Source organism: Vibrio sp. ED004 (genome assembly GCF_023206395.1).
GTDB lineage: Bacteria > Pseudomonadota > Gammaproteobacteria > Enterobacterales > Vibrionaceae > Vibrio.
Map to the genome: position 1 here is coordinate 1,028,187 of NZ_CP066150.1, position 21,878 is coordinate 1,050,064.

General features: G+C 44.0%; 14 protein-coding genes. 6 read left to right on the forward strand and 8 right to left on the reverse strand.

What is annotated here, in order from left to right:
* Window positions 1–41 precede the first annotated feature (41 nt).
* From dcuC to ITG10_RS22075, 3 genes are all read right to left on the reverse strand, one after another.
* The gene (gene dcuC / locus ITG10_RS22065; protein ID WP_017633046.1) at window positions 42–1,409 is read right to left on the reverse strand and encodes an anaerobic C4-dicarboxylate transporter DcuC; all 1,368 of its coding nucleotides are present in this window, start codon (window positions 1,407–1,409) and stop codon (window positions 42–44) included.
* A 448-nt stretch (window positions 1,410–1,857) separates the two neighbouring features.
* On the reverse strand, window positions 1,858–2,364 hold the full coding sequence (locus tag ITG10_RS22070; protein ID WP_017633047.1) for a hypothetical protein: 507 nt from the start codon (window positions 2,362–2,364) through the stop codon (window positions 1,858–1,860).
* Window positions 2,357–3,061: a winged helix-turn-helix domain-containing protein gene (locus ITG10_RS22075; RefSeq protein ID WP_248386872.1), complete on the reverse strand. Its 705-nt coding sequence runs from the start codon at window positions 3,059–3,061 to the stop codon at window positions 2,357–2,359. The genes ITG10_RS22070 and ITG10_RS22075 overlap by 8 nt, the downstream gene beginning before the upstream one ends.
* Before the next feature lie 357 nt (window positions 3,062–3,418).
* Between ITG10_RS22075 and ITG10_RS22080 the strand changes: the two genes are divergently transcribed.
* From ITG10_RS22080 to ITG10_RS22095, 4 genes are all read left to right on the forward strand, one after another.
* Window positions 3,419–5,644 (forward strand): lipase, encoded by a 2,226-nt coding sequence (locus ITG10_RS22080; protein ID WP_017633050.1) that lies wholly within the window; start codon window positions 3,419–3,421, stop codon window positions 5,642–5,644.
* A complete protein-coding gene (locus tag ITG10_RS22085; RefSeq protein ID WP_017633051.1) occupies window positions 5,634–6,827 on the forward strand; it encodes an outer membrane protein transport protein in 1,194 nt (397 codons plus the stop codon). Before ITG10_RS22080 ends, ITG10_RS22085 begins: the two co-directional genes overlap by 11 nt.
* A gap of 210 nt (window positions 6,828–7,037) precedes the next feature.
* Window positions 7,038–8,309, forward strand: a complete 1,272-nt coding sequence (locus ITG10_RS22090; RefSeq protein WP_017633052.1) for an efflux RND transporter periplasmic adaptor subunit — start codon at window positions 7,038–7,040, stop codon at window positions 8,307–8,309.
* Entirely contained in the window at window positions 8,296–11,373 is a 3,078-nt protein-coding gene (locus ITG10_RS22095) for an efflux RND transporter permease subunit (RefSeq protein ID WP_017633053.1), read from the forward strand. Before ITG10_RS22090 ends, ITG10_RS22095 begins: the two co-directional genes overlap by 14 nt.
* Before the next feature lie 166 nt (window positions 11,374–11,539).
* On the opposite strand, the gene ITG10_RS22100 is transcribed toward ITG10_RS22095, so the two are convergent.
* The 5 genes from ITG10_RS22100 to ITG10_RS22120 all read right to left on the reverse strand — a co-directional run bounded on the left by ITG10_RS22100 (window position 11,540) and on the right by ITG10_RS22120 (window position 16,705).
* The gene (locus ITG10_RS22100) at window positions 11,540–12,451 is read right to left on the reverse strand and encodes a hypothetical protein (protein WP_017633054.1); all 912 of its coding nucleotides are present in this window, start codon (window positions 12,449–12,451) and stop codon (window positions 11,540–11,542) included.
* A 265-nt stretch (window positions 12,452–12,716) separates the two neighbouring features.
* A complete protein-coding gene (locus ITG10_RS22105) occupies window positions 12,717–13,736 on the reverse strand; it encodes a polysaccharide lyase family 7 protein (RefSeq protein ID WP_026084470.1) in 1,020 nt (339 codons plus the stop codon).
* Window positions 13,737–13,930: 194 nt separating this feature from the next.
* Window positions 13,931–14,683, reverse strand: coding sequence for a DUF481 domain-containing protein (locus ITG10_RS22110; protein ID WP_026084471.1), 753 nt, complete (start codon window positions 14,681–14,683; stop codon window positions 13,931–13,933).
* 190 nt (window positions 14,684–14,873) lie between these two features.
* Complete coding sequence (locus ITG10_RS22115; RefSeq protein WP_017633057.1) at window positions 14,874–15,770, reverse strand: hypothetical protein; 897 nt, start codon at window positions 15,768–15,770, stop codon at window positions 14,874–14,876.
* A 218-nt stretch (window positions 15,771–15,988) separates the two neighbouring features.
* Window positions 15,989–16,705 carry a GntR family transcriptional regulator gene (locus ITG10_RS22120; protein ID WP_009845448.1) on the reverse strand — a complete coding sequence of 239 codons (717 nt, stop codon included), beginning with the start codon at window positions 16,703–16,705 and terminating at the stop codon, window positions 15,989–15,991.
* 316 nt (window positions 16,706–17,021) lie between these two features.
* Between ITG10_RS22120 and mngA the strand changes: the two genes are divergently transcribed.
* Both mngA and mngB read left to right on the forward strand, forming a co-directional pair.
* Window positions 17,022–18,956, forward strand: a complete 1,935-nt coding sequence (gene mngA, locus ITG10_RS22125; protein WP_017633058.1) for a PTS 2-O-a-mannosyl-D-glycerate transporter subunit IIABC — start codon at window positions 17,022–17,024, stop codon at window positions 18,954–18,956.
* A 239-nt stretch (window positions 18,957–19,195) separates the two neighbouring features.
* Entirely contained in the window at window positions 19,196–21,835 is a 2,640-nt protein-coding gene (mngB, locus tag ITG10_RS22130; RefSeq protein WP_017633059.1) for a mannosylglycerate hydrolase, read from the forward strand.
* Window positions 21,836–21,878 lie beyond the last annotated feature (43 nt).

Here is a 21,878-nt window from a genome sequence, read left to right on the forward strand (position 1 = left end):
GTATTGGTGTTCTTGGTTAGCGGAACACAGGAACTTGAGGCTTAAGCCGTCATTGGAACCAATACTAGTGTGCCGAAGATAACCGTGATAAGACCACAGATTACTGGTACTGATGTACGTTTAACAACTTCGAATGGACTGATTTTACCCATACCTGATGTTGCTACTACTACGCCAGATACTGGAGAGATAGTACGACCTAGGTTTGATGCTTGAAGCATTGGAATTATTAGGAACGCAGGGTTTAGTCCCATTTTCGCTGCTAATGATGGCGCAAGCTCTACGAAAGCGTAGAAAGGTGCGTTACCAGAACCTGTCGCGATAGCTGCAGCAACCGTAAGACCTGTCAGGATAAGCATCAGTGCGATACCGCCAGCACCTGCTGCTTCAGCAAGGCCGATTAGGTTATCAATCGCGCCGATAGACATTAGGCCTTGAGCAAATACACCCGCCGCAACCAACAGCATTACCACGCCTTTGAATGCTTCTGCCATGCCTTGGTAACAAGAGTCCAGGTCTTCTAGCGTTTTCTCACCGTCGAACTTCTTCACGACGTAATCGATGATTGCGCCTACGAAGATAGAGCCAACAACGATAGTGTAGATATCAAGCTTAAGGCCTGGGATCGTACGCCCGTTGAATAGGAAAACACCGATGATTGGTAGGAATGGTAGAGCAGCGTAGAAAGCTGGCGCCGTTGTTTCAATTTCAGAAACGTCTACTTTTTCCATTGGTGTGTTTTCTTTCTTATCTAGGTACTTGTTCCAGAAGAAAGCCGCTGCAGCCATTACGATGATTGCACAGATAGACACTGGCAATACCGTTTGAACCGCAAACACATCTAGGTCTAAGCCTGATTTTTCTGCAGCAATAACAACATCACCTGATGTAGGAGAAAGAATGATTGCTGCTGGTGAAGCACATACCGCAACCGCAGCAGGGCGAGAGATACCCATTGCCGTCATCATTGGGAATAGTGTTGCCATCAATAGTACTCCAAGGCCTGTTGCAGAACTTACTGCAAGAGACATTAGACACGCTACGATGTACGCAGAAACAAGCAGTGCGTATGGAGATTTGATTACAGACAGTGGCTTAGAGAACTGTTTCACTACCACGTTGTTTGCGCCGATGTGAGTCATGTAAGAAGCGAAACCACAAAGAAGCATGATTTGCATACCTAGGCCGCCGCCACGGTACTGAAGCATGTACTTAACGAATTCTAGTGAATCGGTAACCATGTTACCTGTTGAAGCTACCTTAGCTGGTAAAACTGTGTGACCAATAAGGCCAGTAATAAGAAGTAGGGCAAGGCCAGCAGTTAATAATACACCCGCTGCTTTATAGCCTTTTACAATAAAGTAACCAACAGCGATGGTAATCACTAATCCGATCAAGAGCTCTAACATAGAAATCTCCACAAAGTTTAAAAAATATAAGAAAGTGTTTCAGAATATGACAATGAATGTACAGAAAACTGCACTGTGGCACGAGGCATAGTTGAGGTTGATATGATCTAAGACAAACATTTTTTGTGATGTTAATTGTGGTTGTAAATCATGCATAACTACTGTTGTTTAGATGTTAATAAACAAATTATATCGTTCATTAGAATATAGCTTGGATCACTTTTGTTGTGCGAGGTTGCATATTAAGGTTTTGATTTATAAAATTATGGTTTTTCTAGCTTAGTGGTAGAAATCAAAAGGAAAGAGTCATTTCTTACATTCAGGAAGGTATTTTTTGAATCTGAGGATTAGAAGATTAGAATCTGACGCCTACTTTATTTGGGAAATAGCAGACGCCAGAGTTAAGTCACACAAAAGTTACAGAGTTCGACCTGTTGGTGAGGAAGGGTTAGTTGATATTTACGTCCGGTTCCGAAATTGAATAAGCGGGTAAGTCAGCACATGCCACCTTTTTACAGAAGTGAATCATTCCGCGTTGGGTCACCAATAACAGTTCTTTGTCGTTCAGTGGAATGTAGGTCATTGCATCGGAAGAGAGCACTGCACCTTCACTGATCATGACTTTCTCATAAAACGAGAGCTCTCTATCTGGGATGATCTGTTCGTGTTGAGTCTCGTCTAATGAAATATCGTGTTGAGTGACAACGTAAGTTCCAGATGAAGTGAAACCAGCCTCTTTAGTTGAAACATATAACAGCTCGTAACTGTTATTCTTCTTAAACTCAATATTCACAGAAGCTTGATTATAAATTATTTTCTCAGGCGGATTGACCACCGATGCTGTGTTGGCTAAATAATGACCTTTAAGGTGTTCTTTCGGAATAAAGGTTGTTAACCAGCCGACTAAAATACCCAATAGAGCTACAACAACGAATATCTTCTTTTCTTTATTCACAAGTAACTCCTTCAAATTCGCTAGGGAAGCTCAAAGACTTTCCTGAATTATCTATGATGATTTTTCGACCCTTATATTCATAAAGAGTGACGTTGTAGAGTTCTTTAAAGGTGAACTCGTCGGTTTCGATTGTACAAGAGATAAAATGTTGGCCTGTAAGATCTTCACCTAAGCTATTTCTGTCTAAATAAGCAAACAAATAATGGGACAAACCCGCGGTTACCATAAATAAAGCAATTAGCGCTAACACATGATTTGTCTTTTTTGTTGGAGCTGTTTTTTCTGCTGTCGCGCTTTCTTCTATAGAGCTCTCTGTCGGTTGTTCGGTTTGTTGCGTAGGTTGGGCTTGAATTTTACGTAGTGCGCGTTCTTTATCTTGTGTTACTTGCCCTGCAAATCGGTAGCCTTTGCCGCGTTCAGTGACAATGATCATTCCACTCTTGTCTTCAAGCGCTTTTCGGCAGATAGAGATGGTTTGCATTAAGCTGCCATCTTCAACATAGATACCTTTCGACACCCACACTTGCTCAATCAGAACTTGGCGAGTAATCACCTCATTGGGTCTAGAGATAAAAAACTTAAGGAGCTCTGATTCGTTAGAACCTATTGGGTACGTACGGCCTGTCTTAAAGTGATGGATTTCACTCTCTTCTAAATTGACCTGTATATCATCATTGATAATAAATTCAGCAGACATCTGGGTTCTCATTGTAATAAGCGTTCTAACCTAAATATAACAAATGTCGCTACAAATATAAACTTACTGATTTCGTTGTCTTTGATATCTAAGCTTATGATTTAAATTGAATTATCAACCTGCTTAGATTTCCTTATATACCTTTTTGAGGTTGTTTAATGTGGTTTCAGGTGCTTGGTGTTAGTAGCTATTAGATCATTAACTGGTGACGCTGATTTAGTGGGTGTGGGTTAAGTGCTCAAATTTCTTACGTAGTTCTATCAACGTGTCATTCCAACTTCGTGTTGCCTTGCTCTCTGCGAATAAAAGTCGAACTTATCTCCGACTCAACCGGCAACTCAAATAACGATAAATCGCATGACCACACCAGTTAAATGCGAAAGCTACGAAGGAGCTGTTTTGAAAGAATTCAATAAGCCATATTTATGTGGACTAATCACGCTTGCCTTACTCGGCTGTCAGTCTGAAGACTCGACTCAAGAAGCCGTTTCAGTATTAGTTCCTTACAACATTAATGAATTACCAAAACCGAACGATGGATACGGGTATGACGACGACGGAACCATTACCGGAGTCGGTGAACACGCTGCCGCAATGTCATCGACCAATGATGCCTATTATCAGGACTACAACAACTCATACGCCGCTTTAGATGGCTGGGGACTTTGTGCAGAGCCTATTTTAATTCCGCTACAAAGCGTTAATTCTGATAAACGTTTTCCACTGAATAATGAAACCTTAGCAGAGAATGTAGTGCTAATTGATGAAGAATCAGGTGAGGAAGTTGGCACTCAAATATCCGCTGATGGTTCCAATATTATTATTCAGTGTGAATCAGGATTAAAAGAAGATACGACTTATTCGATCGTTGTGACTGATGGAGTTAAAACTGAATTTGACGAACCTTTAAAAGCAGACGCCAGTTTTGAGCAATTAATATACTCCGAGGCACAATTTAATAACGACAAAGAACAAGATCTCCATACTCAAGTTATCAGCGCTATAAACTCATATGAAGAATTATATCCGGGTAAAGGAATTCCGGTATATGCCGCGCAGTTTAAAACTCAGAGTTCTTATGCTCCATTGGATGCAATGAAAAGAAACCATCTGCAATATGGTAGTCCATTCACCCAAGCAGAGCCTGTAATTGTAGAGGAAAAGCGAGGATATAACCTATATACAAGAGTACTCAAAATTCCGTCGTACTTACCTTTTACAAAAGAGAGGGAGTCGGAATGTATCGTCGATGAGTTTGATCCGAAAGAAAATTGTCCGCCACTTTATGAATGGATTACCAACACTTCTGGCACTTTTCCAACGGCAGAAAATGCGATGCCTCAAATAACAGAAAATCTTGAGATTACGGCAGATATATACGTACCGAAAGAGTTCAAGTGGAATAGTTTTGTAGAGTTACCTGTTGCGATCTTTATTCATGGTGTCACAGCAGAGCGCGGTACTGCTTCTTTGATGGCTGCTGAATATACAAAAAGAGGCTATACCGTTGTTGCGATTGACATGCCATATCACGGGGAACGCATGCGTTATGACGCAAGTCCTGAACATGTGGAAATAAGCGCTAGAGCAAACAAAGCGTTTTTTATAAATATAGATTCACCTTTGGCGCTGCGTTCTAATCTTCAGCAGTCCGTGTCTGATTTCTTAGGGCTTCGTTATGCGCTGAGCCAAGAGGGTTGGGTTGATAACAATAAGGTTCACTTAATCGGGCAGTCGTTGGGGGGAATTATGTCGGTGATGGTCAGTGAATTCAGCCAACCTACTCGTGATTTAGGTGATAACTCAGACTTTGCATTTAACACGGTGAATTATGTTGTTCCGGGGCAGGGGCTGACTAACTTGGTTTTGTCTTCGCAAACGTTGGGTCCTGAGATGTCTGAAGGTGTAAAGAAGTCTCCAGACGTTCAGCGTGGCATTGCTGAGACTGTCATTCCTGATATCTGTACCACGGAGGAGACGAACCAAGAGTGTATTGAATCGTTACGAGAGTTTGTAGCACTTTCAACAGATAACGCGCTGCTTGTGAGTCAGTTGGAGAATGACATCTTTGATCTTGTGGTAACTGACCTTAAACAAGGGGTTCAAGCAACGATTGATAGTGCCGATCCTGCTAGCTTCATCTCTCGTCAAGTTGAGGCTGAGCAACCAACGCTTTTGTTAGCAGCGGTCGGAGATTGTGGTGAAACCTGTGATGTAGGTGTCGATTACGTGCCAGACAGCGTAATTCCAAACACTGCACCAGATAACATTCGCACTGGTACCGAGCCACTTATTACTGCACTTGGGTTAGATCCAATAACAGGCACATCAGACAATAAAAATGAAAAGCGTGGCGCTGTTAGAACTACCACGGGTGGGCACGGTACATATTTGTTCCCGTATGAAGGTCCTGTTGATGAAGACGGGCTACCGGGTATGCCGGGAGAAAACATGTCTGACGTACTTGAAGCTGTGGACACTCAACAAATTGCCGTTGCTTCAATGGTAATGAGTGACGGTGCAGTAGTTGTCATAAATAACGAAGATCACATCGAAACAGAGGTGCCTCAAGATGAAGAATAAACTTTTATTGGGCACCGCAGTTGCTCTTGTCCCTTGTCTAACCAACGCAGCTGGTTTTCAACTGAACGCACAATCTGCAACTGGCTTAGGTCGTGCATTCGCGGGTGATGCTGTAATGGCAGATAGCGCAGCGATTGTAGCGAAGAACAGTGCTGCAATGGCTTACATCGAGCAACCTATGTTGTCGGTAGGTGCTGTCTATATCGATAGCGGAATTGATGTATCGAACGTCAGTTACACACCTTTAATGGGTGATACCACATCATTAGATGATCAAGAACTTAGCGCGGGTACGTTAGTACCGAACATCCACTACGTCCATCCAATTCAAGACTCAAAGTTCACTTTGGGTGCTACCGTGCATTCCAATTTCGGCACTGATGTTGAGTTTGATGACTCATTTTCAGCAGATGAGTTTGGAGGAAAAACGGCACTCTCAAGCATCAACGTTGGCTTTGCTGTCGCTTATGAATTATCTGAAAAGATCAACTTGGGCGCAGGTATTGATGTTATCTACGGTGAAGGTGAAATTCACCGTAATAACCTACTTGATGTTGATGCCGACGGTTTTGGTTTAGGTGCCAATGTTGGTGCAACGTATCAGGTAAATGAGCGCAATAAATTTGGTATTACTTACCGCTATAGCCCGGATATTGAAGTGGAAGGTGACATCACAAAAGGCGGAGTTGCTGCCGACAAAATGAATGTTCCCTTACCAGACACACTCGAGTTTTCTGGGTGGCACCAACTCAACGAACAATGGGCTTTCCACTACAGCTTGCAGTGGGTGAATTGGTCTGAATTTGACTCGTTAACGTCTGATTCATATGACGATTCCATTAAAGAATACCAATGGAAAGATGCGGGACACGTTTCGGTTGGCGGCACTTACACCATGTCAAAAGACATCATTCTAAGAGCGGGTTATATGTATGACGTCTCTCCAACCGATGAACTTACGTCTTTATCTATTCCGGATGTCAATCGTCACTGGGTAACCGTGGGTGGTACCTACCACTTAACTCCCGCGAGTTCTGTCGATCTTGGTGTCGGGTTCATCATTGGTGAATCGCAACACGTTGATGAGAGCTTAACGACGATCCCAGGAAGCCAATCTAATATCTCTGCTGATGTGACCGCCGATGCTTTGCTCGTTGGTGTTCAGTACCAGCATCGCTTTTAGTGGGTTGTCATAAACCTTAATTATTCATTCTTATTCTTGGTTCAGCCAAGTAAACAACATCGTAAGGCTCTTTAGCGATATCGAGCCTTAATCCGAACTTATGGCTGTTGTTGGCATTGATATAAATAGCTGGATGCTTATTTAGCTCACAACGGCTGCACAGAAAAACGCTTCAAGTCAGACGATTGTAGCGACTTATGGTTATTGAACATGAAATTTAAAAAGCTTAGTAAAACCATTGCTTTGGCACTATTCGCCTTTAATACAACACCGACGCTAGCACAAGACTCACCATTGGTGCCCGTCACGGTCGAAAAAGCGCATACACAGGCTTTTACTTCATCTATTCGAGAAGTGGGCAAGATTAGAGCGACAGATTCTGCCGCGCTTACTTTCAGTGCTTCCGACAAAATTCTTACTATTCATTTCAAAGATGGCGACTCCGTCAAAAAAGGCGAATTGATCGCGCAACTCGACAATACTAAGGCCAAGGCCGATCTTGATAAGGCACGAAGCTCACTCGCGCTTGCAAAATCAAAGCTAAAACGAGTACGTGAGTTACTCAAGAAGCAACCGGATTCCATGTCTCAGCAAGATGTTGAAGAGCTTAAAGAGCAAGCGAATCTCGCGGCGGCTGATTTTCGTCAGAAAGAAGCACTGATGAACGACTATTTATTAGTAGCGCCTTTTGATGGACAACTCACTAACTTCAGTCATTCAGTAGGCAGTAAAATTGATAGTTCAACGGCATTGGTCAGCTTGATCAAGCTTGATCCTGTTGAGGTGCAATACGCGATTGGCCAGTCTGACTTGGGTAATGCAAAGCTAGGTCAAACAGTGTCTATCCAAGTGGATGCTTTTCCGGGCGAATCGTTCGAAGGTGTGGTTGATTATATTGCGCCCGCTGTTGATGAAAGCTCTGGCCGTGTTGAGGTTCACGCACACGTCACCAACCCTGAACACCGTTTAGTTCCAGGTATGTTTGCCAAATTAAGTCAAATGACCAGTGAAGATTCAATGCAAATAGTGGTTTCGCAAAACTCGGTTCAAGCCAAGGACGCTAAACGTTTTGTATGGGTGGTGAATGGCAACAACATCGAACAACGAATTGTAGAGTTGGGAGTTAACACCAATGACGGCTATGTGGTGGTTGAGAAGGGACTTGAGCTAGGCGAAAGCGTCGTAGCTACCGGACAACAGAATCTCAAAGTTGAATCTTTGGTTAAAGTGATGAACCCAAATGCTGAGGTGAAATCCACTGAGCCAACTCAAGAGCAACATCCAATTGAGCCTTCTGTCGATTGGACAAAACAATCACCAAAAGTAAAAGCTGAACTGCTTGAGGAAGCGAGTACAGAAGTTCCAAAAACGAACGACGTGATGGCAAAACCCGTCGAAATCGAACCATCGAAGGATTCAAAAAATACCGTAAATTCAGGCAAGGAAGCAACGACCGAGGAGAACGTGAATGAAGCTTCCTGAGATTTGTATTAAACACCCTGTATTTGCATCAGTGCTGAGTATCGCCATTGTGTTACTTGGCCTGTTGTCATTTCAGAAATTATCGATTCAGTATTTCCCTGACCACAAAACGCCTTCTGCGACGGTAACTGCTGCGATAAATGGTGCGAGTGCGGAGTTTATGTCGCGTAACGTGGCAGACAAAGTGATCACTGCAGCAACGGGTCTTGATAGCGTTAAGACCATGACTACGGATTGTCAGGAAGGAACCTGTAATCTCAAAATCATCTTTGAAGACGACATCGATGAAGTTGAATACACAAGCCTGATGAACAACCTGCGCAGCAGTGTCGAAGCGATTGGTGATTTTCCGCCGAGTATGACGGACAAGCCAACGGTAACGGATGACTCTTCTGACACCAGCATGCCGAGTAACATCATCACTTTTGTGAACACTGGCAAGATGTCTAAACAAGAGATGTACGACTACATCAGCCAACAAGTAGTGCCGCAATTTAAGCATATTCAAGGTGTCGGTGGTATTTGGGGGCCGTACGGCGGCAGTGAGAAAGCGGTGCGTGTTTGGTTACAGCCAGATCGCATGATGGCGCTTAATATGAGTGCTTCTGACGTAGTAGGTACATTGAGCTCATACAACGCGACGTTTACTGCGGGTACGATTAAAGGTCAGGTGCGAGATTTCTCAATCAACCCAGTCAATCAAGTGACCAGTGTTGATGATGTAAGAGACTTGGTGGTGCGTGTCGATAACGGCAAGATCATTCGAATCGGTGACATTGCTGAAGTCAAAATGGGTGAAGAGAGCTTAACGCCAAGTATTCTCCGTGTAGACGACAACCTAGCGATGTCGATTCAGGTACTGCCACTGAAAAGTGAAAACCCAGTCACCGTCGCCAATAAAGTGAAGAAGCAAATCGACCTGATTCAACCTCAGTTGCCAGAAGGTATTGAGATGAAAATGGTCTACAACCAAGCAGACTTCATTAAAACGGCGATTGATGAAGGCTTCATGACTTTGGTTGAAGCTATTGTCCTTGTTTCTGTTGTCGTCGTTCTGTTCTTAGGCTCTGTTCGTGTGGCTTCGATTCCGATCATCACCATTCCCGTGTGTGTGATTGGGGTGTTTGCAGTTATGCATGTACTTGGTTTTAGCATCAATGTACTGACGATTTTGGCGATCATCCTTGCGATTGGTTTAGTGGTCGACGATGCGATTGTTGTTGCTGAGAACTGCTACCGTCATATCGAAGAGGGTGAGACACCGTTTAATGCGGCAATTAAAGGGTGTCGAGAGATCGTCTTCCCTGTGATTGCGATGACGCTTACCTTAGCTGTTGTGTATTTGCCTATTGGTCTAATGGCGGGCTTAACCGCTGATCTGTTTAGACAATTTGCTTTCACGCTAGCAGCAGCGGTGATTATTTCTGGTTTTGTGGCATTAACGCTCTCGCCAATGATGAGTGCATATTTGATGAAGCCAGTTTCAACGCCAGCGAAGTGGTATCAAAAGGTTGATGCAAAGCTTAACGTTCTGTCTGACGTGTACACCAAGGAACTAGGTAAGTGGTTCGAGCGTAAAGCCCTGATGAGCGGCATTGCCTTGGTTCTAATTGCGTTATCTGCGTTAGCGGTTTGGAAGATGCCTCAAGTGCTGCTCCCAACGGAAGACACGGGTTTTGTTGAGGTGACGTCAACGCCTCCAACAGGAGTAGGTCGCCAGTATCACCTAGATAACAACGAACAATTAAACAGCGTGTTCAAAGGCGATGAATCGGTTGAAGCTAATCTGTCTTACATCGAAGGCACACCGACCAATCACGTGTTGCTAAAACCATGGGGAGAGCGTGACCAATCTGCAGATGAGTTGGTGAACGAGTTTATTGCCAAAGCGCAAAGTTCAGTCTCTGCGTATGGCATGTCTTTCAAGTTTCGCTCTGCGGATAACTTGAACATTGCGACTAACATGATTCTCGAACTCACGACCGTGAACCGTGATACGACAGTGTTGTCTGAAACGGCGAGCAAAGTGGTAGAGGCACTTGAGAATTACGAGGGCGTGACCAACATTAAAAACTCGATGTTGCGTGACCAGCTACGTTATGACTTGTCGATTGATCGCAATGCAATTGTGCTATCTGGCGTGGATTATGGCAATGTCACCAATGCGTTATCGACATTTCTGGGTTCAGTGAAAGCGGCGGATCTACAAGCGGATGATGGCTATACTTACCCAATCCAAGTTCAAGTAAACCTGAGTGATCTTGGTGATTTCAAGGTATTGGATAAGCTGTATGTGGATTCACAGTCGGGTCAAAGGCTTCCTTTGTCTCAGTTTGTATCGATTAAACAAGTCACATCGGAATCGAACTTCAAGACATTCATGGGTAAAGACAGTGCTGAAATTACGGCTGACTTAATGCCCGGATACACGGCAAGTGACGTGAAAGCGTATATTGATGACACAGTACCAAGCTTATTGAAACCTGCTCAAAGCTACGAATTCAACGGCATTGTAAAAGACCTCGTTGATTCAACCGCTGGTGCACAGGTGCTGTTCGTATTGGCGCTGATTTTTATCTTCCTGATTCTGGCAGCGCAATTTGAAAGCTTTGTCGATCCTATGATCATCTTGCTAACGGTTCCATTGTGTATCGTCGGTGCGATTTTAACGCTGTCGGTATTTGGTCAAAGCCTTAATATTTACTCTAAGATCGGCTTGCTGACTTTGGTTGGGCTTGTCACTAAACATGGTATCTTGCTGGTGGAGTTTGCAAACGAGAAACGTAAATCGGGTGCGAGTGCGCAAGAAGCGGCGATCAGCAGTGCACGTTCAAGATTGCGTCCTATCTTGATGACGTCACTCACAATGATCCTCGGTTCACTGCCGCTAGCGCTGGCTGATGGACCGGGTTCATTGGGTCGTATTAATATTGGTTTGGTACTGGTAGGTGGCTTGTCTGTTGGAACTTTCTTCTCATTGTTCTTAGTGCCAGTCGCGTATGTCGGTATGGCGAACCTAAAGCAAATGGATGTGTTGACTCGATTGAGAACTAAGCCAGCCTAATCTAGCTAATCGATTACGATTAACGTAATTGAAGATACAAAAAAGCGCCCACAAATACTATGGTGGGCGCTTTGTTATTTACTGTGTTAGCCATCTGAACAGGCTAATCCCATCCTAATCGAACCGATTAAAACGGAGCGTAGCTATTTAGAATGGTGAAACCTATCTAAAATGGTGCGAAGCTGTCAGGTACAACCGTTGGTACCGTCCAACGCTGATGAGCGTCTACTGGTTCCAATCCTGAGTTGTGCTGTGGGATCTGCCCACGGTCACCATATAACCACAATACGAAGTTAGAGCGCTCACCACTGGTAATTGGCAGTGCGGCGTGTGCTACGTTTCCTCGGTGGATCATTGCCATGCCGGGTGTAAACGTCGCCTCATTCATTTTGCCCGTAGCAGGATCATAAAAGTTGAGTGCAGAGCCTGAAAACGCTTCATCGGGTAAATTCAGATTGATATTGAGCGTGACAGAAGATGCATCAGTATGAAGGCGCAAAGATGTGTTTTTGTTCGCTTGATACTGAATAGAGAATCCAAATGTTTGCGTATCGTAACCCATGATTTCTGGGAACAACAAACGCGCAATTGGACGCATGTAACTGTCGAGCAAGTCACGATAAAACGCTTGGAAACTCGGCGCTGCTAAGTAGCCTTCAGATCGGCTGTCCAGCATCGCACCACCTCGGTTGAGGACTATGCCATAAGGCGGGCGCAACGGGATTTGAGCCTTAGATACTTCTTCTAAGTAATCGCGCAGTCCGGCTAAACGCTCCGGATCAAAAAACTGGAATTTAAACACACCTGGTGAGACTTCTTCGAGTAAGTCTTGGACTGCAATTTCTTTCGTTGGATCTTGCCAAGCTTGTCTAACGGCGTCACGTAGACGAGCGTCCAGTAATGAATCATCGAAATTTAGTTGGCTGCCTTCTGCACTCACTTCCCACTCTTTCCAAGCTTCACTGAACAGACTTTTATTGTTGTCCCAAAACTGTTGCACAGAAGGAGCTCGTTGAAGCATCGCTTCGCGTGTTGGTAAATCGATGGCGCGTGCGCGCTCTAGTTGATTAGATAACATAATGTATTCGCTCCTTTTGTTTGCTTGAGTCCAATCTATTACACCAAGGTTTGTAGATAAACGGGGCGTTACGCAAAACAGAATTAACGTTTTCTATATAATCAACAGTAAATCGAGAAGAAAGGGAAGGCGAACAAGAACAAGAAGGCTCTATATTGGTAGCTAAAAACAAAAACAGCGCATGACCGAAGGAATCAATGCGCTGCTTGAAATTGAGCGGGTTAGAGCCTGCTGTTCATTGTATCTAAGACTTAGTTAAGCGTGATTAGTTATGATCAATATTGATCTTCGAGAAACTGACCGAGAACACTTGCCCTGCAAACTCTCTTGAAGGTTTTATTTGAGCGTAAAGGCCGGCTTTAAAGTAATACTCTTCCTCTAACCATGCCTTTGAAAGGGTAACCTTGTTGCCATCGCGGTCTTCTGTTTCGACACCCCAAGGTAAAAACTGCTCTGTTAATTCATCATTAATGAGTGTTGAAAGGTAAATACCCTGGTCATCGAGACGAATTGTATAATCCCAATCAAGGTTCGCAGGTGCATAGCCTAGGTTGACACTAAAAGGCTTACAGTCGCTACAGACTTTGTTTCCTGAAAGAAAGGAATCATTTAGAACGACACGTACTGGTTTGTTTTCACCATCCCACTGCAATTTCACGAGCGCTTGTTTAATGTCTTTACCATGAATTTGGCCAAGAACCACTTTTGGGTCACTGCCAGTTACTTCTTTATCCGGAAATTGATCAACGCTTAGTGTTGCTTTGAGTTCATGTGTTCCTGTCACTGCCCAGTTTTGCTCTTTAGTGCTGCAACGATTTTCGGAATCATAGTTGTAGAGCTCACGAAGCTCAGAACGAACGTATTTTGTGTTTGGCGTAGTAGAAACTTGGCCGCCAAGATCTACTGTAAATTTGAGACGCTCTTCACCGTTAACTGATTCACGAGAGAACCAAGGTAGATTGGTGCCGTTGGTTAAGTACTCTTTACCATTACATTCCTGGGGGATGAGCTCGGCTGCGCTGCTACGACCATTGTTGTAGTAATCGTCGCCACTGACAGGAAGGGTGATTTTCCATTGCTCTATGTTCCAGTTACAGTCGGTACAGGTTGTAAGGGCTGATTGATGGCTTTTAGCGTTAGCTTCACAGCCCGCGAGTAATAAACCGCTAGAAATAAACACAGCAATTTTGAGGTATTTTAAAGGTTGTTGATAGTTGAACATAACAAAGTGATTTGTAATACAAAAAGGTAGGCGAACTTTACCGATAAACCATGAGGTTTTCATTGGCTGAAGAGCGGTTTTACACTTTGTTGACAGAGCTTTAAGCGATCGATTCCAAAAACACATCTCAATACAATTTTTTCAAGCAATGAAAGTAGCCGTTAGGTCAATGAAGCGATTTTTTGTATAGATCTTAGTAATAATTAACTGGACGATCACGCAAATCCTTTTGCATGTTCGATGGGGGGAAACCTTTCTTAGAAATCGTAGTTTAGATTCATTGAGCTATAGATTTCGGCGTTACTTTGGTCTGATGCGACAGTTGTGTTGTAGATGTATTCGGTATCAAAAGTTAGCGCCAAATTGCCCATCAAGATGTTCTTTAGATAGCCTTTGAGGTTGTAATTGGTGTTCTCTTCACCGTAAGCCATGTTAGCCGTTGCCCCCATAGAAAACGTTTCTGTAAGTGTTAGCGATCCATCAATACTGGCATTAACGATCAGCTCGTAGTTCTCTTTGTTTGGGAACTCTTCATCGGAGGATTGTCGTTTACTGATTCGGTAACCAGGACCCGCAGAGCCTTGAAGCTTGATTCTTTCTGTATCATAAAAGTGGCGACCCAATCCTGTAGCCGTTATGAATTGCTTACGATAAGTACCAAAGTGGTCGTGTTCAAAACGTATTGTCGCGACTAAATAGGTGACTTCGTTCAAGTCATAGCTGATGCCATAGTTGGTGGTATAGCGATTGGTGCCGTCTTCGTCGTTTTCAGCATCGGTATAGTAGGTATCAAACTGAACTCGTTGGCCCCAGTTCTCTTTTTTGTATCCAACAGAGATTCCGGAGTTGATCGACAAAGATGAGCTGGTGTTTTGTGAATAGATAAACCCGAGCTTGGTCAGGGTCGTAAAAGGGGATTCTTCAGCTTCTTCTTTTAACTCAGAACCTTCGCTTAATACGACGTCGTCCTCGAGTGCCACTTCTTCAACCTCTTCGGCAAAGACAGACATAGAGAAAGCGATGAGAACTAGAGGTAGCTTTGTTAGATAACGTGTGTATGAAGCTAGGCTGGTTAATGGGCGCGTTGTTTGTGAGGTAGCGTAGGTCGACATAATGGTTAGGTATATAAGTGATTGAACACGACGAACGCAAGGCTAGTCGTGAAGAGTCGTCAATGATTGAATCGAAAATGCGAGTGAGTTATGACGCCATAGGCAAAGGCGAAAAAATCGTTTTTATCGCAGAGAATCCGTTACCTCGATGAGGATTGAAATCTTCAATATGCACAAAGAATTCAAGGATCTCAGAAGGTTTGTCGTCTTCAATCAATAAGAACTCCAGCAAGCCTTTCTCGATATGGCAAGAAAGAATCGTCTCATTGGAATGATCAGCCGAAACCTGCTCAACATTGATCACCACGCTTGTCTCAGGTAATACATTGAAAGAATCCTGAGCACATTTAAGAACACAGCTACACACATACTCTCGATACAGCGCATTACTTTCAGATAGGGAGAGGGTCTCTAGCGTTACCTCCCCTTGGCACAATACCTTTTTCTCTTTAGGGATGACGTTGTGCTTATTCACCTGAATATTGATTTCTAACAGGTGGCCGTTCTTATAGGTATTAAAGTTATGATTGATCAGCTTAGTGTCGACCACTGCGGCGTTCATCGTGTTTTGTTGAGCTTCAGAAAGGGCAGACAGCTTTGCTTGGCTATCGTTATTCAAAACACCTTTCGACAATTGATTGCCTTTGGCCCAGTAGTTGTAATTCTGTACCCAATGTACAAATTCAGATTTGTATTGTTCGATGTCTTTCTCTGCCGCTCGCTCAATATTGGCAGTGAGGGAATACAATTTAGATTTGTTACCTAGCAGCATGTCGAGCCAGTTGGGTTTGTACTCGTCGAGCGCTTCCATGGCTTTGACTTTATGGTCGAAGCGAACCGTTGGCATTACAGGCGCCGGTTCCATGGCAATCGACTCCCAATTCACTTTTGGTGTAGGAATGGTATGGACGGATTGGATTAAGTGCAGGTGTTGATTGAACAAGGTCACTTCATTGACCGCGTCCTCAAGTTGTTTGGTATTCATCTACATTCCTGTCGACGGTTGCTCTTGTCATTGGGCGTTCATTTTATGGTCAAAGCACGCGAACAGTATTTAAATGAAGGTGAATGATCTTTCGTGAGGTTGTTTGATATCGGTTTAGGAATATTTGGGGTAGTTGAAAGCCGTATGATGAGTAGGGAATGTGCACCAATACAGAGAACAGGCGCCCTCTGTGTTGGTTTATGCGGTACTACATTCGTTTATCTTTGGCGTCTTGCGACCAAAGTGAATCGGTAATCGTTAGATGTGAAGTAGTTGCGACTGTATTCAAATACGGTGTTATTGGCGAGATAACCACGAGTGCGTTTTTCAATGATAGGCTGAGCTGGGTCAATACCTAACTGTTTCGCCACGTCTTCAGGTGGAAGGATCGGCACCAGTTCTTGCTCACTTCGATCAATCACCATGCCTTTGGTGTTTTCAATAAAGTCGTATTTTGATGTTTGCATCACTTGATAAGTGAGGTCTGGGAACAAAGCAACAGGCAACCAGGTTTCTTCAACCGTGATTGGGTTGTTGTCGATGAAACGAACACGCTTTACGTAGAACACCAATTCGCCTTCTTTGATATCTAGATGTTCAGACATTGCCAAAGAGCAAGGTTTCATTTCAAAGGCCAAAACTTCACTGTGCGTGACCACATCCAAATGCGCCCACTTTTCCTGAAAGCTAGACTGCTTATAAATGTCGTAATTGATTTTGTTCTCTTTGACGTAAGTGCCGCTGCCTTGCACGCTTTCCAGTTCATCATTTTCTATCAGTAGCTTCAGCGCTTGTCTAACCGTTACACGGCTGACAGAAAATACTTCGCGTAACTGCGCTTCTGTTGGAAGTGCTTCTCCAACCTTATATTCACCAGAACTGATCTTTTCTCGTATTGCATCTGCGATTTGGCGATACATCGGGAGTCTTGCCATTTTTGCCTCATTTGTGCGCTAGAACAACTAGACTTTGTTTAACAACCTGTACCTTAAATACGTAAATTTGCTCTATAAAAGCCTTGCTCTCAAGGTTAGTGTGAGCATCGTATCGGTGTTTTGTAGTACATATAATACAAATTAAACGATACATAACAAGCTTTCTTAAAGGATTTACCAATACGATTTAAATACAAATTAAATACAAGTGTGTATTGGTGAGATCGTGATCACGGATAAATGTCTTGAAGTTGTATTATTCTCATCGTCGACAGGGACGACTGTCGTACTAATCCGTGACTATGGGACAAAGGTTATGAAACTTACTACTCTAACGAATAAGTCGCTCGTAAATCTGCAAACTACGTTTAGCAGTCGAGAAGAAGCGATTTACGCACTTGCTGACCAACTGGATCAGCAAGGCAAACTGCATAACAAGCAAGAGTATCTTGATGCAGTATTTGCTCGTGAAGATCAAGGCCCGACAGCGCTTGGAGAAGGCCTAGCAGTACCGCATGGCAAGACTGACGCGGTTAAAGAAGCTGGCTTCGCTGTGGCAACATTAAAAGAAGACATGAAATGGAAAGGCCTAGATGAAGACGAAGATGTGAATCTTATCTTCTTAATTGCTATTCCAAATGCAGAAGCGGGCTCTACCCACATGCATCTGCTGACTGAACTGACAACTACATTGGTTGATGACGATGTTCGTGAAGCAGTATTAAAAGCGACAACCGCTGATGAAATCTTCGCACTTCTTGATGGCGATAATCAGCAAGAAGAAAAACAAGACAACTTAGATACAAATGCACCGACAATTGTATGTGTTACTGCTTGCCCAGCAGGCATTGCTCACACCTATATGGCGGCTGAGTACCTAGAAAAAGCGGGCAAAAAGCTTGGCTACAAGGTTCATGTTGAAAAGCAGGGCGCAAACGGTATTGAAGATCGTTTAACAGCTGAACAACTTAATAATGCTGTGGCGTGTGTTTTTGCTGCTGAAGTCGCGATTAAAGAATCTGAGCGTTTTAATGGCATTCCTCGGGTTGAAACCCCAGTTGCAGAACCGATTAAGCACGGTGAACGCATTCTTAATGAAGCGATTGAAGAGTCGAAAAAAGGTAACGGTGCAGAACGTAAAGTGGCTACCGATGACAAACCTAAGAAATTGCCACTGAAAACTGAGCTTAAACAAGCGCTGCTTTCTGGTATTTCTTATGCAGTTCCTCTTATCGTTGCTGGTGGTACTGTTCTTGCAGTTGCTGTTCTTATCGCGCAAATTTTTGACTTGCAAGAGCTTTACGCAACAAAAGATTCTTGGCTATGGATGTATCGTAAACTAGGTGGCGGCCTATTAGGTACATTAATGGTGCCAGTATTGGCAGCTTACACAGCTTACTCATTAGCCGACAAACCGGCACTTGGTCCTGGTTTTGCTGCGGGTATTGCTGCAAACATCATTGGTTCTGGTTTCCTAGGCGGTGTTGTTGGTGGTTTGATTGCTGGTTACGTAATGCGTTGGGTAAAAGAGCATGTTCGCTTGGGTCCTGCGTTTAACGGCTTCCTTACTTTCTACCTTTACCCAGTAATTGGTACATTGGTCGCAGGTAGCTTGATGCTGTTTGTTATCGGTAAACCTGTTGCCTTCCTAAACCAAGGTCTAACGGACTGGTTGAACGGTATGTCAGGCACCAATGCATTGTTATTGGGTGCGATTCTAGGTCTGTTTGTATCATTCGACTTAGGTGGCCCGGTAAACAAAGCTGCTTACGCATTCTGTTTAGGTGCAATGGCGAACGGTGTTTATGGTCCTTACGCAATCTTTGGCTCAGTAAAAATGGTATCAGCGTTCACTGTAACGGCTTCAACCATGATTGCTCCACGTCTATTCAAAGACTTTGAGATTGAAACTGGTAAATCTACATGGCTACTTGGCCTTGCGGGTATTACCGAAGGTGCAATCCCAATGGCGATTGAAGATCCAATCCGTGTAATCGGTTCTTTCTTACTAGGCTCTGTGGTTACAGGTGCAATGGTTGGTGCGGCAGGTATTGGTCTATCAACTCCGGGCGCAGGTATCTTCTCTATCTTCTTGTTACACGATTCTGGTTTGGGCGCATTCTCTGCTGCTGCAATCTGGTTCGGTGCTGCGATTGTCGGCACAGTGATTTCAACCATTACTCTTCTGATGTGGCGTGGTCACGCTGTAAAAAAGGGTAAGTTTGAAGCAAGTACTGCAACACAGAACTAACTGAATTTTGAGCTCACTTATAGCTCGTCATTAAAAACACCATATAAAAAATAACGAACAACTTGGCTGTCCTAAATTCCTGTGCTCCTAACGGTTTTATTCACACAGATTCTGGGCGTGGTTTTTTGCACCCTAAATTTAGTGGCAGCCAATTTTAACCCCTTGAAAAAAAATTAATTTAGTCGTATTTGAGTTCGAATTTAAGATTTACTCGAAGCGACACATTTAGGTAAATGATTATGACTACATCACGCGTACATATTACTCCACACATGCACTGGGATCGTGAATGGTATTTCACAACAGAAGAGTCTCGTATTCTTCTAGTGAACAACATGGAAGAAATCATGAACCGTCTGGAGAGCGATCCAGAATACAAATACTACGTTCTAGATGGTCAAACCGCCGTTTTAGAAGATTACTTCGCGATCAAACCAGAGAACACAGAACGCGTAAAAGCATTGGTTGAAGCGGACAAGCTAATTATTGGCCCTTGGTATTCTCAAACCGACACAATGCAAGTTTCTGGTGAGTCGATTGTACGTAACATGATGTATGGCATTCGTGACTGTATGAAATTTGGCGATGCAATGAAGATCGGTTACCTACCAGATTCATTCAGCATGAGCTCTCAGTTGCCGATGATCTACAACGGCTTCGATATCACGCGAGCAATGTTCTGGCGTGGTTGTTCAGAGCGTCACGGCACCAATAAAACAGAATTCTTATGGCAGTCAAACGACGGCAGTGAAGTTACGGCACAAGTGCTTCCGCTGGGTTACGCGATTGGTAAGTACCTTCCGCAAGACGAAGAAGGCCTGCGTGCTCGTCTAGATAAGTACTTCCCAGTGCTAGAGAAACCATCGGTAACCAAAGACATCCTGTTGCCGAACGGTCATGACCAAATGCCAATTCAAAAAGATATCTTCGAAGTAATGGACAAGCTTCGCGAAATCTACCCAGATCGTGAATTCTCAATGAGCCGTTACGAAGAAGTGTTTGAGAAAGTAGAAGCAGCACGCGACCAACTCGACACAATCAAAGGCGAATTTAACGACGGTAAATACATGCGTGTTCACCGCACGATTTCGTCAACACGTATGGACATCAAACTGATCCACGCGGAAATCGAAAACAAGATTGTAAACATCTTAGAACCTCTAGCGTCTATCGCTTGGACATTAGGCTTTGAATACCACCACGGTTTGATTGAGAAAATGTGGAAAGAGAGCATGAAGAACCACGCTCATGACTCTATTGGTTGCTGCTGTTCAGACAAGGTACACGCTGAAATCCTAAACCGTTACATCCTTGCGGACGATATGGCGACAAACCTAATCCACTTCTACAAACGTAAAATCGTTGACCATATGCCGGGTCGTGAAGGTTGCGACAAACTGGCGATGTTTAACCTTTCTCCGTACGAGCGTGAAGAAGTGGTGAACACGACCATCACTATCCGTGCTCAAGAATTTTCTATCTTTGATGAAAACGAAAACCCAGTAGAGTACTTCATCCAAGGCAAGCGCCAAATCGACCCAGGTAAAGTAGACCGTCAAATCGTTCACTACGGCAATTACGACCCGTTCATGGAGTTTGATATTCAAATCAAACGCACTGTGCCAGCGATGGGCTTCACCACGTTACACATCCAAGGTAACGAGAAGGGCGCAGTTAAAGTCGCTGAGCAGAAGGACTACCTATTAGAGAACGAATACTACCGAATCAATGTAAACGACAACGGTACTCTGACTATTTTCGATAAAGAGACAGAGCAAGTATTCGACCAAGTACTTCGTTTAGAAGACGGTTCTGATGACGGCGATGAGTACGATTACTCTCCATCTCGCCAAGAGTGGCTGTTGTACTCTGATGAATTCCCGGTAGAAACATCGATTGACCACCAAGGCTTCCAATCGGTAGCGAACATCGCTTTCCGTATGAACGTGCCTGGAAACCTAGCAGAGCGTGAAGAACGAACGGGTCAAAACGGTTTTGTAGAAGCGCAATGCCAAGTGGTATTGAAACAAGGCTCTCGCCGTATCGAAGTTCGTATGGAACTAGACAACCAAGCCGACGATCACCGTGTACGTGTGCTAGTACCAACGCCATTCGTTTCTGAAACTGTCGTTGCAGATAACCAGTTCGGTTGCATTACTCGCCCGACCAACGACCCTGCAATGGCGGTTTGGGAAGAAGAGAAGTGGAAAGAAGCGCCAGTTCCTGTGTATCAGTTAATGAACTTTGCAGCGCTAGAAAACGGCAAAGCGGGTATGGCGATCATGTCGAATGGCCTGCGTGAGTTTGAAGTGATTGCATCTCAAGGCGATGAGAATAGAGATACCTTCGCACTGACGCTATTCCGTGGTATCGGCGTGTTGGGTAAAGAAGAGCTATTGCTTCGTCCAGGTCGTCCTTCTGGTATTAAGATCCCGACCCCAGATTCACAGGTGCGCGGCAAGTTGGTTTGTGAATTCACACTGTGTGGCTTCTCTGGTAACCACATTGACGCGAACATCATGGCGCAAGCACGTGACAATGTCACTCAAATCGAATGTTACAACAAGATTCCTTACAACGCGATGAAGCTGAATGTAGGCGAACAAAACCTACCAATGAGCTTCAGCTTGCTATCGAAGCAACAAGCAGGTGCGGTATTAAGTGTGCTTAAGAAAGCTGAAGACGAAGATGCGTTGATCATGCGTGTCTACAACCCAGCAGAATCGGGTTCAATATCGGATTCAATCTCTTTCACTCAAGCGGTTTCAAGCTGGAAAGAGACGAGCATGGACGAACGCGTTCGTGAGGGTGATGTAGCAACTGAAACTTTCGGTGAACTAGCTTCATGCCAAGCAAAAACATTCCAAATCAAATTCTAATTTCGATAACCCGCTCACCTTGGTGGGCGGGAATGGTGAACGA